General features: G+C 73.7%; 12 protein-coding genes. 10 read left to right on the forward strand and 2 right to left on the reverse strand.

Features of this window, described 5'->3' with window-relative positions; genetic code table 11:
* Positions 1–633, forward strand: a complete 633-nt coding sequence (locus tag NYO98_RS04315) for an SRPBCC family protein (RefSeq protein ID WP_268110294.1) — start codon at positions 1–3, stop codon at positions 631–633.
* On the forward strand, positions 630–2,024 hold the full coding sequence (locus tag NYO98_RS04320; RefSeq protein WP_268110295.1) for an amidase: 1,395 nt from the start codon (positions 630–632) through the stop codon (positions 2,022–2,024). The genes NYO98_RS04315 and NYO98_RS04320 overlap by 4 nt, the downstream gene beginning before the upstream one ends.
* Here NYO98_RS04320 and NYO98_RS04325 read toward each other — a convergent pair.
* The gene (locus NYO98_RS04325; protein ID WP_268110296.1) at positions 1,976–2,647 is read right to left on the reverse strand and encodes a GNAT family N-acetyltransferase; all 672 of its coding nucleotides are present in this window, start codon (positions 2,645–2,647) and stop codon (positions 1,976–1,978) included. The genes NYO98_RS04320 and NYO98_RS04325 overlap by 49 nt on opposite strands.
* 12 nt (positions 2,648–2,659) lie before the next feature.
* Positions 2,660–2,821, reverse strand: coding sequence for a hypothetical protein (locus tag NYO98_RS04330; protein WP_268110297.1), 162 nt, complete (start codon positions 2,819–2,821; stop codon positions 2,660–2,662).
* Between the two features lie 137 nt (positions 2,822–2,958).
* Here NYO98_RS04330 and NYO98_RS04335 point away from each other — a divergent pair, with 137 nt between their 5' ends.
* From NYO98_RS04335 to NYO98_RS04370, 8 genes are all read left to right on the forward strand, one after another.
* Entirely contained in the window at positions 2,959–3,435 is a 477-nt protein-coding gene (locus NYO98_RS04335) for a MaoC family dehydratase (RefSeq protein ID WP_268110298.1), read from the forward strand.
* Positions 3,432–4,004: an OsmC family protein gene (locus NYO98_RS04340; RefSeq protein ID WP_268110299.1), complete on the forward strand. Its 573-nt coding sequence runs from the start codon at positions 3,432–3,434 to the stop codon at positions 4,002–4,004. The genes NYO98_RS04335 and NYO98_RS04340 overlap by 4 nt, the downstream gene beginning before the upstream one ends.
* A 77-nt stretch (positions 4,005–4,081) precedes the next feature.
* Positions 4,082–5,392, forward strand: a complete 1,311-nt coding sequence (locus tag NYO98_RS04345; RefSeq protein WP_268110300.1) for a flavin-containing monooxygenase — start codon at positions 4,082–4,084, stop codon at positions 5,390–5,392.
* A complete protein-coding gene (locus tag NYO98_RS04350; RefSeq protein ID WP_268110301.1) occupies positions 5,389–6,570 on the forward strand; it encodes an NAD(P)/FAD-dependent oxidoreductase in 1,182 nt (393 codons plus the stop codon). Before NYO98_RS04345 ends, NYO98_RS04350 begins: the two co-directional genes overlap by 4 nt.
* A gap of 85 nt (positions 6,571–6,655) precedes the next feature.
* Complete coding sequence (locus NYO98_RS04355; RefSeq protein WP_268110302.1) at positions 6,656–9,445, forward strand: ATP-binding protein; 2,790 nt, start codon at positions 6,656–6,658, stop codon at positions 9,443–9,445.
* 467 nt (positions 9,446–9,912) lie between these two features.
* Positions 9,913–12,003, forward strand: coding sequence for a hydantoinase/oxoprolinase family protein (locus NYO98_RS04360; RefSeq protein ID WP_268110303.1), 2,091 nt, complete (start codon positions 9,913–9,915; stop codon positions 12,001–12,003).
* Positions 12,000–14,009 carry a hydantoinase B/oxoprolinase family protein gene (locus NYO98_RS04365; protein ID WP_268110304.1) on the forward strand — a complete coding sequence of 670 codons (2,010 nt, stop codon included), beginning with the start codon at positions 12,000–12,002 and terminating at the stop codon, positions 14,007–14,009. The genes NYO98_RS04360 and NYO98_RS04365 overlap by 4 nt, the downstream gene beginning before the upstream one ends.
* A gap of 13 nt (positions 14,010–14,022) precedes the next feature.
* Positions 14,023–14,703 carry an SDR family oxidoreductase gene (locus NYO98_RS04370; RefSeq protein WP_268110305.1) on the forward strand — a complete coding sequence of 227 codons (681 nt, stop codon included), beginning with the start codon at positions 14,023–14,025 and terminating at the stop codon, positions 14,701–14,703.
* Positions 14,704–14,817 lie beyond the last annotated feature (114 nt).

The raw sequence follows: 14,817 nt of genomic DNA on the forward strand, positions 1-14,817 counted from the left end.
ATGAAGTTCACCGGAGAGAACGTCCTGGCCGCCCCCGTCGAGCAGGCGTGGGACGCGCTGCTCGACCCGGCCGTCCTGGTCCGCACGATCCCGGGCTGCGAGCGCCTCGAGGCCACCGGCGACAACGCCTACGCGATGACGGTCACCGCCGGTGTCGCCTCGATCAAGGGGACCTACGCCGGCTCCTGCGTGCTCACCGACCTCGTCGAGCACGAGTCCCTGGTCATGAAGCTCGACGGTGCCGGCGCTCCCGGCACCATCGGCGCGACGGTCAACGTCCGCTTCGTGCCCGAAGGCTCCTCGACGCGGGTGGCGTACGACGCCGACGCGGTGGTGGGCGGGATGATCGGCGGGGTCGGGCAGCGGATGCTCACCAGCGTCTCGCGTCGGATGGCCGGCGAGTTCTTCGGCAACGTCGACGCCGCGATCGCGGGAGGACCGGCGGTGGTCGAGCCGGGTCTCGTGACGGGCGCGGGGGCGCCCTCCTCGACCGACGGCGGTGGGCAGGTCTTCACCGCTCCCGCCAAGCCGTCGTCCCTCGCCGTGGCGGGCTCGCAGCAGGACTTCCTCCTCGGCGTGGCCGTCGGCGCCGGGCTCGTGGCGCTGGGCGTGCTGCTGGGACGTCGCCGGTGACCGACCTGACGGTCGACTCCACCGCCCGCGCGCAGGCCGCTGCGGTCCGGTCGGGGGAGATCTCGGCGACCGAGCTCCTCGAGCTGCACCTCGACCGGATCGAGGAGCGCAACCCCGAGCTCAACGCGATCGTGTCCCTCGACGCCGAGCGCGCCCGCGCCTGGGCCGCCGTCGCCGACCAGGCGCAGGCCTCGGGCGAGGAGATCGGCCGGCTCCACGGGCTGCCGTTCGCGGTGAAGGACACCCACGCCCTGAAGGGCTGGCGCACGACCTACGGCTCGCCGATCTTCGCCGACTCCGTCGCCGACCACGACGACCTCCTCGTCGAGCGGGTCCGGGGTGCGGGGGCGGTGTTCGTGGGCAAGACCAACGTCCCGGAGTTCGCGGCCGGGTCGCACACCTTCAACACCGTCTTCGGGGTCACCCGCAACCCCGTCGACCCGTCGCGGTCGGCGGGCGGGTCCAGCGGGGGAGCGGCGTGCGCCCTCGCGTCGGGCATGGTGCCGCTGGCCGACGGCTCCGACATGGGCGGCTCGCTGCGCAACCCGGCGTCGTTCTGCGGCGTCGTCGGCATGCGGCCCTCGCTCGGCCGCGTGCCCGAGTGGCCGCTCTACAACCAGTGGGAGAGCACGTCCGTCGGCGGTCCGATGGCCCGCAACGTCGGCGACCTCGCCCTGCTCCTGTCGGTCATCGCCGGCCCGGACCCGAGGGCACCGCTCGCGCTCGGTGACCCGGGCGCGTCGTTCGCCCCGCCGCTCGAGCCCGCGCCGCTGGCCGGGCTGCGGGTCGCGTGCTCGGTCGACCTCGGCGGCGCGCTGGTGGTCGACCACGAGGTCGCCGACGTCGTCCGCACGACTGCGGCGCGGCTCTCCGACGCCGGCGCGGCGGTCACCGACGCCCACCCCGACCTGTCACTCGCCGACGACACCTTCCGCACCCTGCGGGCGTGGCACTTCCAGGCCAAGCTCGGGCGGCTGCTGGCCGAGCACCCCACGTCGTTCAAGCCGTCGCTGGAGGCGAACATCCGCGCCGGCGAGCCGCTGACCGGTGCCGACGTCGCGCGGGCCTACACCCAGCGCACGTCGCTGGCGGAGACGATGCGGCTGTTCTTCGGCGAGCACGACGTGCTCCTGCTGCCGACCTCGCAGGTCCCGCCGTTCCCGGTGGAGCAGGAGTTCCCCGAGACGATCAACGGGCAGGAGATGCCGGACTACCTGGCGTGGATGCGGTCGGCGTACTTCATCACCGTCACCGGGTGCCCGGCGATCTCCGTCCCGGCCGGCCGCACCGCCGACGGCCTGCCCGTCGGGGTGCAGCTGGTCGCCCGGCACGGCGCCGACCGTCAGCTGCTCGAGGTCGCCGCGGCCGTCGAGGCGCTGCTGGCGCCCTGACCCGCGAGGGCCAGCACGGCACGCCGGTTGACCCTCGACGGTGACGCCGGGCGGAGCTCGCCGCGGCCCTCGAGCAGGCCGTCGGACAGGAAGAGCTCGATGCCGACGCGGGCCAGCACCGCCTCCGAGGCGAGGTTGCCCGGCTCGACGGTCGCCTCCATCCACGTGATGCCGCGGGAGCGGGCGACCGTGGTGACGGCGTCGACCAGCGCGGAGGCGATGCCCCGGCCCTGGTGGGCGTCGGCCACCTCGAACGCCAGCTCGGCGGCGCCGGGTCCGGTCCGCACGTAGCGGCACAGGCCCACCGGCACGCCGTCGACGAGCGCGACCCACGCGACGTGGCGCTCGCCGTCGACGTCGGCGAGGGCGCGTCGGTGCCCGCTGGGGAGCCGCGGCATCGGGACGAGGAACCGCTGCTGCCGCGACCGGGTCGACAACCCCTCGAAGACCGTCTCCAGGACGGCGACCTCACCGCCGACGAGCGGGCGGAGCAGGACGGAGCCTCCGTCGCCGAGCCGGACGCGGACGTGGACGTGGATCGGGTGGGCCGGCCGTGCGGCGCCGGCTGCGGGGGTGCCGGTGCCGGTCGTGCGGGTCGCGGCCATGGTGCTGCTGCAGGTCATGCGGGGTCTCCTTCAGGAACGGGTGGCGTGGAGCGGGCGGTGCGTGCGGCGCCGGGGCGGGGCGTGCCCCTCCAGCTCCAGCAGGCGTGCCATCAGGCGGTCGGGACGGCGTACGACGGTGCGCAGCTCCCGCTCGCGTGAGGTGGCGAGGACGGTGGTGAGCGTGGCGTTCATGAGCGGCTCCTGGGTCGGTGTCGGACTGGGTGGTGCGAGGTTGTCCCGACCTCCTTCCGGCTCCCTTCCGCCGTCCGGCCCCAGCGGGGAAGGAATCCGGAAGGCCGCGGGAAGGTCCGCCGACCAACCTCGGTGCCATGACCAGCACCCACATCGGCGACTCGGCCCGACGCACCAGGACCGTCACCCGTCGTGACATCGAGCTCTTCACCGCGATCAGCGGGGACCGCAACCCGGTCCACTACGACGAGGACCTCGCTGCGCGGTCCCGCTTCGGCGGGATCGTCGTCCAGGGCGGGGTGACCTCCGGGCTGCTCAACGCGCTCGTCGCCGAGCAGCTGCCCGGTCCGGGGAGCGTGTTCCTCGAGGTCTCGTGGCGCTTCCTCGCGCCCGTCCGACCCGGGGACGCCCTCACGGCCACGGCGGTCGTCACCGCGGTGCGCGACGACAAGCCGGTCACCACGCTCGCGACGAGCGTCACCAACCAGGACGACGTGCTCGTCCTCGACGGCACCGCCGTCGTCTGGCGCGACCCCGTGGTCAGCGCCGCCAGCCCCTCCACCACCCACCCACGAGCCGGGTCACCGGCACCGACACAGGAGAACATCGCATGAGCACCACCACCGAGAAGGCGCCCCTCAACGGAGTCGACGTCCCCACGCTCTTCGGCACGCGTGACGCGGTCAGGCAGACGAACGAGATCGCCAGGTTCCAGTTCCGGGCCACCAACACCTGGGTGTCCGGGACCCACAGCCGGTCGACCTTCGCCGACTTCCACGGCGCCATGCAGGAGATGCGGCACGCGCAGGACACCGTGGTCGAGTCCGACCACCCCGCCGTGCTCGTCGGCACCGACGTCGGTCCGACCCCCGTGGAGTACCTCCTCCACGCCATCGCCGCCTGCCTGACCTCCGGCATCGCCAACATCGCGGCCGCCCGCGGGGTCCGGCTCACGCACGTCTCGTCGTCCGTCACGGGCGACATCGACCTGCTCGGGATCCTCGGGCTCTCGGGCGGCTCGGTCCGCAACGGCTACGAGCAGGTCAAGGTCACCTTCCGCATCGAGGGCGACGCGGACGACGCCACCCTGCGCGAGATCGTCGAGCAGTCCCGCCGACGCTCCGCCGTCTACGACGCCCTCACCAACCCGACACCCGTCCACATCGAAGTGGTGACCGGCTGAGCCGGTCACCGGTGCGGAGCGGCCGGCTGGACCACCGGCCGGCCCGCTCGTACGAGAACACCCGAGAGGAACCCTGCATGACCACCATCGACACCGTCGTGATCGGCGCCGGCCACGCCGGCCTGGCCGTGAGCAGGCTGCTCACGGACGCCGGTCGCGAGCACGTCGTGCTCGACCGCGGCCGCATCGGCCACCGCTGGCGCACCGAGCGCTGGGACTCCCTGCACCTGCTCACGCCGAGCTGGATGACCAGGCTCCCCGGCTGGAGCTACCGCGGGCCCGACCCCGACGGCTACCTCAGCGTCGGCTCCTTCATCGGCTACCTCGAGGCGTACGCCGCCTCGTTCGGCGCGCCCGTCGTCGACGAGGCCACGGTGCACGAGGTCGCCGCGACGCCCCGCGCCCACCCGGCCCGGCGCTACCGCGTCGTCACCAGTCGCGGCACCTGGCACGCCCGGCACGTCGTCATCGCGACCGGGCCGCACGGGACGCCGTACGTCCCCGCCGGGCTCGCCGGGCTGGACACCTCCCGCGTCGACCTGATGACCTCGAACACCTACCGCAACCCCGGCCGGCTCGCGACCGGCGGTGTGCTCGTCGTCGGCGCGTCGGCGTCCGGCACGCAGATCGCCGACGAGCTCAACCGCGCCGGTCGCGAGGTCACCCTCGCGGTCGGCCGGCACACCCGGATGCCCCGGCGGCACCGTGGCCTCGACATCTTCTGGTGGCTCGAGAACACCGGTCGCCTGGCCCGGACCATCGACGAGGTGGCCGACCCGGTGGCCGCCCGCGCGGAGACCTCTCTGCAGCTGGTTGGTCGCGACGACCCCGAGCGCGCCACCGAGGACCTCGACCTCGGTCGCCTCCAGGACGACGGCGTGCGGCTCGTCGGACGCCTCGACTGCGTCGAGGGGCACACCGCCCGCTTCCGCGACGACCTCGCCGCCACCGTCGGTGCCGCGGACGCGACGCTGGACCGGCTCCTCGACAGCCTCGACCACTTCGTCGAGCGGATCGGCCTGGCCGGCCAGCTGTGGGACGGCCCGCGGCCCCGCCCCGTCGCGATCGGGACCCCACGCCGCCGCGTCGACCTGCGGGCCGAGGGCATCGGGACCGTGCTGCTGGCGGCCGGCTACCGGCCTCACCACCCGTGGCTGCAACTGCCCATCACCGGCCCCGACGGGACGATCCGCCAGCACCGGGGCGTGACCCCGGCGGAGGGGGTGTACGTCGTCGGGCAGCGCTTCCAGCACCGGCGCGACTCCGGCCAGATCGACGGCGCGCGGCACGACGCCCGGTCGGTCGTGTCCCACCTGCTCGCCAGCAGCGGCGCACCGGTGCCCGCGACGGCCGGCTCCACCACCGGGCGACGCGAGCCGGCGGCATGAGCAGCCCGACGCGCGCCGTCGACGTCGTCGTGGTCGGAGGCCGGGTCGCCGGCGCCTCCACCGCGCTCCTGCTCGCCCGCGCCGGCCTGTCGGTCGCGCTGGTCGACCGGGGCCGGCGCGGGAGCGACACCCTCTCCACGCACGCCCTGATGCGCGGGGGAGTCCTGCAGCTGTCCCGCTGGGGCGTGCTGGCCAGCGTCGTGGCGGCCGGCACGCCGGCGGTCCGGCGCACCCTGTTCCGCTACGCGGACGGGGAGGTCGCCGACGTCGCGATCCGGCCCCGTGCCGGCGTCGACGCGCTCTACGCGCCCCGCCGCCACCTGCTGGACCGGCTCCTCGTCGAGGCGGCCGAGGAGGCCGGGGTGCGGGTGCTGCACGAGGCGACGGTGACGTCGCTGCACCGGGACCGGTCCGGCCGCGTCGCCGGTGTGGCCGGACGGACGGGCAGCGGCGCGCGCGTCGACCTCACCGCCGGTCTCACCATCGGCGCTGACGGCATCCGGTCCCGGGTCGCCGAGCAGGTCGGCGCCCGGACCACCTGGCAGGGGCGGTCGGCCAGCGCGGTGCTGTACCGCTACGTCGACGACCCGCTCGCCGACGGCTTCGAGTGGACGTACGGCACCGGCGCCGGCGCGGGGATCATCCCGACCGACGACGGAGCGTCGTGCCTGTTCGTGGCCACCACCCCGGCGCGGATGCGTCGCGTGCGCCGCCTCGGCGTCGAGCAGGCGTTCACCGAGCTCCTGGTCGCGGCAGGCCACGCCGCGGCGGAGCGGGCGAGCGGGCTCCGACCGGTCAGCCCGGTCCGCGGCTGGGGCGGCGTGCCCGGCTTCGCCCGCGCTTCCTCGGGTCCCGGGTGGGCGCTCGTGGGTGACGCGGGATGCTTCAAGGACCCGATCACCTCCCACGGCATCACCGACGCGCTGCGCGACGCCGAGCTCCTCGCGCGCGAGGTGCTCGCCGGCCACTCGGGCGCGGTGCCCGAGCGCCGGGCGCTGGCGCGCTACGAGGCGACCCGGGACCGCCTCTCGCGCGACCTCGTCGAGGTGACCGAGCAGGTGGCGGCGTACGACTGGGACCCGCCCGGCGTCCGGTCGCTGCTCCGCCGCTTCAGCGCGGCGATGGCCGACGAGGTCGACCACCTCGAGCGGCTCGACCCGGTGGGGTCCGCCCACTGAGTGCGCAGCGACCCCGGAAATGGCGTCGAGCCGGCGGCGCCCGCGGGCGTAGAGTCGCCAACGCTCGTGTCTGGGAGGGTGCGCGGTGCACGTCGACATCAACCTCCTCGGAGGATTCGCGGTCGTCGTCGACGGCCGCGCCGTCGCCGCGCACGCCTGGAGCCGTCGCAGTGCCGCCACGCTGGTCAAGCTCCTCGCCCTCCGGCCCGGCCGCCAGCTGCCCCGCGAGCAGGTCGTCGACCTGCTGTGGCCCGACCTCCTGCTCGAGCAGGCCGCTCCCCGCCTGCACAAGGCCGCCCACTACGCGCGGACTGCGGTGGGCGTCCCCTCGGCGGTCGTCCTGGCCGGCGACGTCGTGACCCTGCTCCCCGACGCGGACGTGGTGGTCGACGTCGAGCGGTTCGACCGGGTGTCGGGCGACCCGACGTCGGTGCAGGAGGCGATCGACCTCTACCGGGGCGACCTGCTGCCCGAGGACCTCTACGAGCCGTGGGCGGACGCCGAGCGGGAGCGGCTGCGGGTCTCCTACCTCGACCTGCTCCGCTCGGCCGGGCGCTGGGCGGAGCTCGTGGCCGCCGAGCCGCTCGACGAGGAGGCGCACCTGCGGCTCGTGCAGCAGCACCTCGAGTCCGGCAACCGCAGCGGGGCGCTGCGCCAGCTCGAGGCGATGGCACGCCTGTGGCGCGAGGATCTCGGCGTGGAGCCCGGGCCCGCGGCGAGGGCGCTGCACGCGCGGGCTCGCGCGATGCCGCCGGTCGAGCCGGCGAGCCTGGCCCACGGCACCGGGGCCAGCCGCGTGCCCCGGCCCGCGACCCCGACCGTGGGGCGCGACCGTGATGTGGCGGCGGTCGTCTCCCTGCTGGAGGACCACCGCCTGGTGACGCTCCTCGGCATCGGCGGGGTCGGCAAGACCCGGCTCGCCGCCGAGGTGGCGCACGCGTGGGCCGAGGCCACCTCCCTGCGGACCTGCTACGTCGACCTCACCAAGATCAGCGACCCCGGGATGGTCGCCGGCCTGACGGTCAGCGAGCTCGGTGTCCGATCCGGCGACAACGCCAACGTGGTGCAGATGCTCGAGGAGGCCCTGCAGCGCCAGAGCATGCTGCTCGTCCTCGACAACTTCGAGCACGTCGTGGAGGCGGCGGACCTCGTCGCCCGGATGCTCCAGTGGTCCGCCGACATCCGGGTGCTGGTGACCAGCCGGGCCCGGCTGCGCGTGGCGGGGGAGCGCGTCCACGAGGTGCACCCGCTGGCCCTCAGCGACGACGGGACCGGTGCGCTCGCCGACGCCGTGGCCCTCTTCGACCAGGTGGCGACGGCGGTCGACCCGCACTTCGAGCTCGCCCACCACGCCGACGACGTCGCCGCGATCTGCCGGGCGGTGGACGGGCTGCCGCTCGCGATCGAGATCGCCGGCGGCCACCTGCGCACCCTGTCGCCCTCGCTGCTGCGTGAGCGGCTCACCGGGCGCCTCGGCTCCTCGGCCGGCGCCGGTCGCCACCTGCCCGACCGCCAGCAGACCATCCCGGCGACGATCGACTGGAGCCTGCAGCTCCTCGGCCCGGCGGAGCAGCGGCTGTTCGCCCTGTTCTCGGTGTTCCAGGGCGCCGTGCCGCTGGAGGCCGTCGAGGCGGTCTGGTCGGACGGCGACGTGGTCGACCCGCTGAGCGTCCTGGTCGACCACAGCCTCGTCCGTCGTACGACCGGCTACCGCAACGAGCCGCGCTTCGGGATGCTGGCGCTGGTCCGCGAGCACGCCGCCCGGCTCGCCGACGGGGAGCGGGAGGCCGCCCGCGCCGCGCACGCGGCGTACTTCTCGTCCTACCTCGACGACCTCTACGAGCGGCGCTGGACCGACGCGACCGACCGTTGGCTCGACGACATCAGCGAGATGCTCCAGGAGGTGCGCGCGGCCCACACCTGGGCGGCCCTCAGGGGTGACGTGCCGCTGACGGCGCGGATCACCGCGGCGCTCGGGGCGTACTGGTTCCTGGAGGGCCACCACGCCGAGGGCCTGCGGTGGATCGACGAGATGCTCGCGGTGGAGCACGAGCTGGACCCCTACGTGTCGGCCCGGATCCACCTGGCGGCCGGGTTCATGGCGTTCCCGTCGAGCCGGCCCGAGGCGCGGGAGCACTGGGAGTGCGCGACCGGCCTGTTCCGCGAGCTGGGGGAGACCCGGCTGGTGGCCTACGGGCTCGCGGTCACGTCGGCGACCTACATCGGGGACGGCGAGCAGATCGAGGTGGCGATGCGGATGAACGACGAGGCGCTCGCGCTGGGACGCGGCGTCGGCAGTCCCGCCCTCATCGCCCAGGTGCTCAACATCCGCGGCGAGCTGACGCGCGTGGCCGGCCGCGACGAGGAGGCCCGCGCGGCCTACGAGGAGGGCCTGCAGATCTCCGGTGACCTGCACGACGAGATGTACGTCAGCGTGTTCCTGTCCAACCTGAGCTACCTCGCCGACCACCGGGGCGACCACGAGGAGGCCCGTCGGCTCACGCACCAGGCGCTGCGGATCTGCTGGTCGCAGGGCCGGCGGTTGATGGCGGCCTGGACGGTCTCGCAGCTGGCAGGTCCCGAGCACGCGCTGGGGCGCCCCGAGGTCGGCGCGGTGCTCATCGGCGCGGGGGACGAGGCGCTGCGCGTGCTGGGCGCACGCCGCCACCCCGGCGACGTACCGGAGCACGACCGCGCGGTCGCCGCCCTCAGGGCGAGCCTCGGCGACGAGCGGTTCGAGGAGCTCCGCGCGGAGGGGGCCCGGCTCACCCTCGACCAGGTGCTGGCGCGGGTGCTCGACGGCGACGACCGGACCCCAGGACCGTCGCCCGCACGCGAGCTCCAGCCTGTGCACGACGGTGTGGAGAAACGCTGATCCCTGGGGATGAACGGCGCCGGGCTGTGCACGACACGCCGGAACCAGGAGTACGTGGAAAAAGGTCGCCCGCAGGCCTTGCGGGCGGTGTGACGCAGGGCATAGAACTCTCCCTACGCAGCCCCGCAAGGGGAGGCGGGATGGCTCTGGACGACGAGTCCGCACGACGCGAACCGGTACGCCGGGCAGCGTCGCAGGCACCGGGTGATGAGGTGGCTGGGACGAGACGAAGAGAGCGATCGACCGGGAGCATCACCTCGACCGGTCACCACCGAGGAGCTGGACGCCACGGCGACCTGACCCTCACCAGAAGGGCCCTTGGCGCTCATACCGCCGAGGGCCCTTCGCCCGTTCCGAGGCCGACGTCCCCGTGACGCGTCGACCAGCAGGTGTTGCCGATGGATCACCGATCCGTCGGCAGACTCTGCCGTGGCCGCTCGCGCGCCGGACTCGGTTGAATCGTCCCCATGAGCGCACGGCGGATCAGGATCGGCATCGACACCGGGGGCACGTTCACCGACGTGGTCGCCCTCGACGAGGACTCGGGTGAGCTGGTCACCACGAAGACCCCCAGCACGCCGGGCAACCCGGCGGACGGCTTCATCGCCGGCATCGAGAAGATCCTCGGCATCGTCGGTGCCGCGGGCGGCGACATCACGGCCGTCTCGCACGGCACGACGGTGGCGACCAACAAGCTGCTCGAGGGCAAGGTCGAGGCGCTCGGCTTCATCACCACCGAGGGCTACGAGTTCATGCTCGAGATCGCCCGCCAGTCCGTGCCGGACGGCTACGGCAACTCCTACTTCTGGGTCAAGCCCGACCGCATCGTCCCGGCCGACCGCGTCCGCACCGTCGGCGGTCGCCTCGACTTCACCGGCGCGGAGGTCCGCCCCTTCGACGAGGACCAGGCCGTCGCCGCCGCCCGCTGGTTCCGGGACCAGGGCATCACCACGATCGGTGTCTGCCTCCTCCACGCCTACGCCGACGACGCGCACGAGCTGCGGATGCGCGACATCCTGCGCCGCGAGCACCCCGACGCCGTCGTCTCGATCTCCAGCGAGGTGCTGCGCGAGTACCGCGAGTACGAGCGCTCGATGACGACGCTCGTCGACGCGGCCGTGAAGCCCAACGTCAGCCGCTACGTCACCAACATCTCCGACCGCCTCCACGGGTTCACCGGCGGCGAGGACATCCCGTTCTACGTGATGAAGTCCAACGGCGGCGTGCTGTCGGCCGACGAGGTCGTGCACCAGCCGATCACCACCGTCCTGTCCGGTCCGGCCGCCGGCGCGCTGGGCGCCGCGCTGATCGCGAAGGTCGCCGGCTTCCCGAAGATCCTCACCTGCGACGGCGGCGGCACGTCGACCGACGTGTCCGTCGTCCTCGACGGCGAGCCGACCCTCACCACCGAGGGCACCGTGGGCGCCTACCCCAGCAAGATCCCGATGATCGACGTCGTGACCGTCGGTGCCGGTGGTGGGTCGATCGCCTGGCTGTCGCCCGAGGGCACGCTCAAGGTCGGTCCCCACTCGGCCGGCGCCGACCCGGGGCCGCTCTGCTACGCCAAGGGTGGCACCCAGCCGACCATCACCGACGCCCACGTCACCCTGGGCCGGATCCCTCCCCACCTGCTCGGCGGTGAGATCCCCCTCGACGTGGAGGCGGCGCGGGCGGGCATCGCCGACCTCGCCGACCGGCTCGGCCTCGACTTCGAGCGCTGCGCCACCGGCATCCTGGAGATCTCGGCCTGGAACCAGGCCAACGCCCTGCGCCAGGTGAGCGTCAAGCGCGGGCTCGACGTGCGCGACTTCATGCTGACGACCTTCGGCGGGTCCGGCTCGCTGCTGGCCTGCCGGCTCGTCGACATCCTCGACCTCGCGGGCGTCGTCGTACCTCCCAACCCCGGCAACGTCAGCGCGTTCGGCCTGCTCACCGTCGACGTGAAGAACGACTACGTGCAGACCCACGTCGCCAAGGAGTCGGCGCTCGACCACGCGGCCGTCCAGTCGGTCCTCGACGACCTCACCCACCGCGCCCGCGCGGCGCTCGCCAAGGAGGGCTTCGCCCCCGAGGACCACCGCTTCCAGCGCACCATCGACGTGCGCTACGTCGGCCAGGCCTTCGAGGTGCGCGTCGCCGCACCGGAGGGCGCGGTCGACCAGGCCTACGTCGAGCAGGTGGCCGAGACGTTCCACACCGAGCACCACCAGCTCTACGGCTACGACTTCCGCGGCGACCGCGACCAGCAGGTCGAGTGGGTCAACCTGCGGGTGACCGGCATCGGCCCGATCACCCGCCCCGAGATCCCCACCCTCGACAAGGCCGCGGGCGACGTCCTCGAGCGTGCCGTCCGCAGCCGCCGCCCGGTCTGCTTCGACGCCGAGCAGGGCTACGTCGAGACCCCGGTCGTCTGGCGCGGCGACCTCGGCGCCGGCGACACCTTCGTCGGCCCGGCCATCGTCGAGGAGTTCGGCTCGACCATCCCCGTCCACCCCGGCTTCGAGGTCGTGGTCGACGACTGGGCCAACCTCGTGATCCGGAAGGAGTCGGCCCGATGACCACCACCACGACCGACGTCAGCACCCGCCCCGTCGACCCCGCCTACGTCACCGCGAAGCCGGTCAACCCGGCCGGGCTGCCGACCGCCTACGAGCACGGCGGCCGCCTGACCGCCGAGGGCACGACCGTCGACCCGATCCTGGTCGAGATCGTCCAGGGCACGCTGGCCAGCGTGGAGATGGAGGTGGAGACCGCGATCGGTCGCACCAGCCGCTCGCCGATGATCCGCGACGCCCACGACTTCCGCGCCGGCATCCACGACCGCCAGCTGCGCAAGCTGACCGGTCGCTCCTACAGCGCCCTTGTCCACCCGATCGTGCGCGACTACCCGATCGAGGAGATGCGCGAGGGCGACGTCTTCTTCCACAACGACGTCTACGAGTCCGAGGGCGGCATCGGCCACCTGCCGGACCTGTGCGTCACCGTGCCGGTCTTCCACGACGGCGAGGTCGTGGCCTTCGTGCAGGCCTTCGGCCACCACGACGACATCGGCGGCGCGGTCCCGGGCTCGATGCCGAGCAACGCCACCACCGTCTACGAGGAGGGGCTGGCGGTCCCGCCGATCAAGCTGTGGGACGCAGGCGTGCCCAACCGGTCGGCGCTGCGGATCATGACCCGCAACTCGCGCATGCCCGACAGCCTCGCCGCCGACCTCGACGCGGAGTGCTCCGCCTGCCTGATGGGCGCGCGCCGGCTCGGCGAGCTGTTCGAGCGCTACGGCCGCGACGCGATCGAGGCGTCGTTCGACGCGATCCTCGACGCGACGACCGAGACCTACCGCCGCGAGATCCTGTCGAAGATCCCCGACGGCACCTACGTCTGGGAGGACTACGCCGAGCACGACGGCGTCGACGACCCGCAGCTGCACACCCAGCGGATCACCCTGACCAAGGTCAGCGACGCACCGGCCGACCCGGACAACGGACGTCCAGCCGGGCCGCGGCTGATCATCGACTTCACCGGCACCAGCGCGCAGGCCAAGGGCCCGATCAACCACTGCGGCGACTACGTCGGCGGCAACTTCCTCAAGAAGTGGCTCGCCCCGATCCTCCGCAACCTCGCCGACACCCCCGAGCGGATGGCCGAGCTCGACGTCAACGAGGGCATCGTGCCGCTCATCGAGATGCGCTTCCCCGAGAAGGGCACGCTCCTCACGCCGATCCACCCCGGCCCGACCAACGCCCGGACCTTCGTGATCCTGCGGCTGCTGGGCGTGCTCGCCGGCGTCGTGGCCAAGGCGGTCGACGGCAAGATGCCGGCCGACCAGGAGACGATCCGCTACACCGGCGTCTACGGCAAGGACCTCGAGGGCAACGACTACCTCATGCGCGAGGTGCTCGGCGGCGGCTCCGGCGGTCGCTACTACGCCGACGGCGAGGACACCATCCACGTGGTCCCCGACTCCCGCAACCTGCCGACGGAGTTCACCGAGTCCCGCTTCCCGTTCATCGTCGAGCGCCTCGGCCTCGCCATGGACTCCGGCGGGGCGGGCGAGTACCGCGGTGGCCTCGGCTACGAGAAGCACATCCGGATGCTCAAGGACGCCCACTTCATGTCGATCGCCGACCGATCGATCCTGGCCTGCTGGGGCGTGCGCGGCGGCAAGGCCGGCATGCCGTTCCAGGTCGTCATCGACCCGGGCGGTCCCGACGAGCGCGAGGTCGACGCCCTCGCGGACGCCGAGGTCGTCAAGGCCGGCCAGGTCGTCCGGATCCGCACGACGGGTGGCGGCGGCTGGGGCGACCCGCTGGTCCGCGACCCCGAGCTCGTGGTGCGCGACGTCGTCTGGCGCAAGGTCTCGGCCGAGGCGGCGCTCCGCGACTACGGCGTGGTGCTGACGGGCTCCGCCGACGACGGGACGCTGGGCTTCGACGCCTCGGCGACCTCCTCCGAGCGCTCCTCGCGGGCGTCGTGGAGCCGGGACGAGGACGCGTTCTTCGACCGCGGCCCGGGCTACGCCTCGCTCGCCGACGGCGCGGCCTTCGCCGAGGTCGACCGGATCTGACGGGAGGGTCGCGGTGGCGCGGGTCGCGGTCCTCGGCGGGCACGGCAAGACCGGGCGCGCGGTCTGCTCGGCACTCGCCGACCGGGACGTCGAGGCGCGCCCGCTCGGGCGGGCCGACTGGCCGGACCTCCCGTCGGCGGTGGCCGGCTGCGAGGCGGCGTACGTCATCGCGCCCAACCTGCACCCGGACGAGCCGGCCTACGTCGCCTCCGCGCTGGCCGCACTCGGGCGCGCCGGGGTCGGGCGGGTGGTCTACCACTCCGTCGCCTCGCCCTACACCCCCGCGATGCCGCACCACCTCGGCAAGGCGGCCGGCGAGGACCTGGTCCGGCGCAGCGGGCTCGCCTGGACGATCCTGCAGCCGGGCGCCTACCTGCAGAACCTCGACCTCACCGGCCCCCTCGACCTGCCCTACTCGCCGGACGTGCCCTTCGGCTTCCTCGACCTCGCCGACCTCGGTCGCGCCGCGGCCGTCGTCCTGACCGAGCCCGGCCACGCGGGAGCGACGTACGAGCTCGCGACCCGCGTCGCCACCGTCGGCGAGCTGGCCGTCGAGGCGGGCGTGCCGGTGCGGCAGGTGCCCGACCCGGGCACGCACCCCTGGCTCTCGGCGATGTTCGCCTACTACGACGACCACGGGCTGCCCGTCGGCACGCGGGTGCTGGCCTCGCTGCTCGACCGTACGGCCGCCTGACGGCTCTCGCCGGGAGTCCCCGGATATCCGGGGACTCCGGACGGATCGTGGAAGCTCTGAGCCACCAGGTGACGCGGATCTTCCACGTTGTCTTGTCGCTGGGGTCCAATGGAC

This window comes from Nocardioides pini, from assembly GCF_026712185.1.
GTDB classification, from domain to species: Bacteria; Actinomycetota; Actinomycetes; order Propionibacteriales; family Nocardioidaceae; genus Nocardioides; species Nocardioides pini.

Bases quoted from the DNA above. Each gene is read 5' to 3' on its own strand.
- NYO98_RS04315 (WP_268110294.1), top strand. From the start codon at position 1: ATGAAGTTCACCGGAGAGAACGTCCTGGCCGCCCCCGTCGAGCAGGCG.
- NYO98_RS04325 (WP_268110296.1), bottom strand. From the start codon at position 2,647: ATGACCTGCAGCAGCACCATGGCCGCGACCCGCACGACCGGCACCGGC.
- NYO98_RS04330 (WP_268110297.1), bottom strand. From the start codon at position 2,821: ATGAACGCCACGCTCACCACCGTCCTCGCCACCTCACGCGAGCGGGAG.
- NYO98_RS04335 (WP_268110298.1), top strand. From the start codon at position 2,959: ATGACCAGCACCCACATCGGCGACTCGGCCCGACGCACCAGGACCGTC.
- NYO98_RS04340 (WP_268110299.1), top strand. From the start codon at position 3,432: ATGAGCACCACCACCGAGAAGGCGCCCCTCAACGGAGTCGACGTCCCC.
- NYO98_RS04345 (WP_268110300.1), top strand. From the start codon at position 4,082: ATGACCACCATCGACACCGTCGTGATCGGCGCCGGCCACGCCGGCCTG.
- NYO98_RS04350 (WP_268110301.1), top strand. From the start codon at position 5,389: ATGAGCAGCCCGACGCGCGCCGTCGACGTCGTCGTGGTCGGAGGCCGG.
- NYO98_RS04360 (WP_268110303.1), top strand. From the start codon at position 9,913: ATGAGCGCACGGCGGATCAGGATCGGCATCGACACCGGGGGCACGTTC.
- NYO98_RS04365 (WP_268110304.1), top strand. From the start codon at position 12,000: ATGACCACCACCACGACCGACGTCAGCACCCGCCCCGTCGACCCCGCC.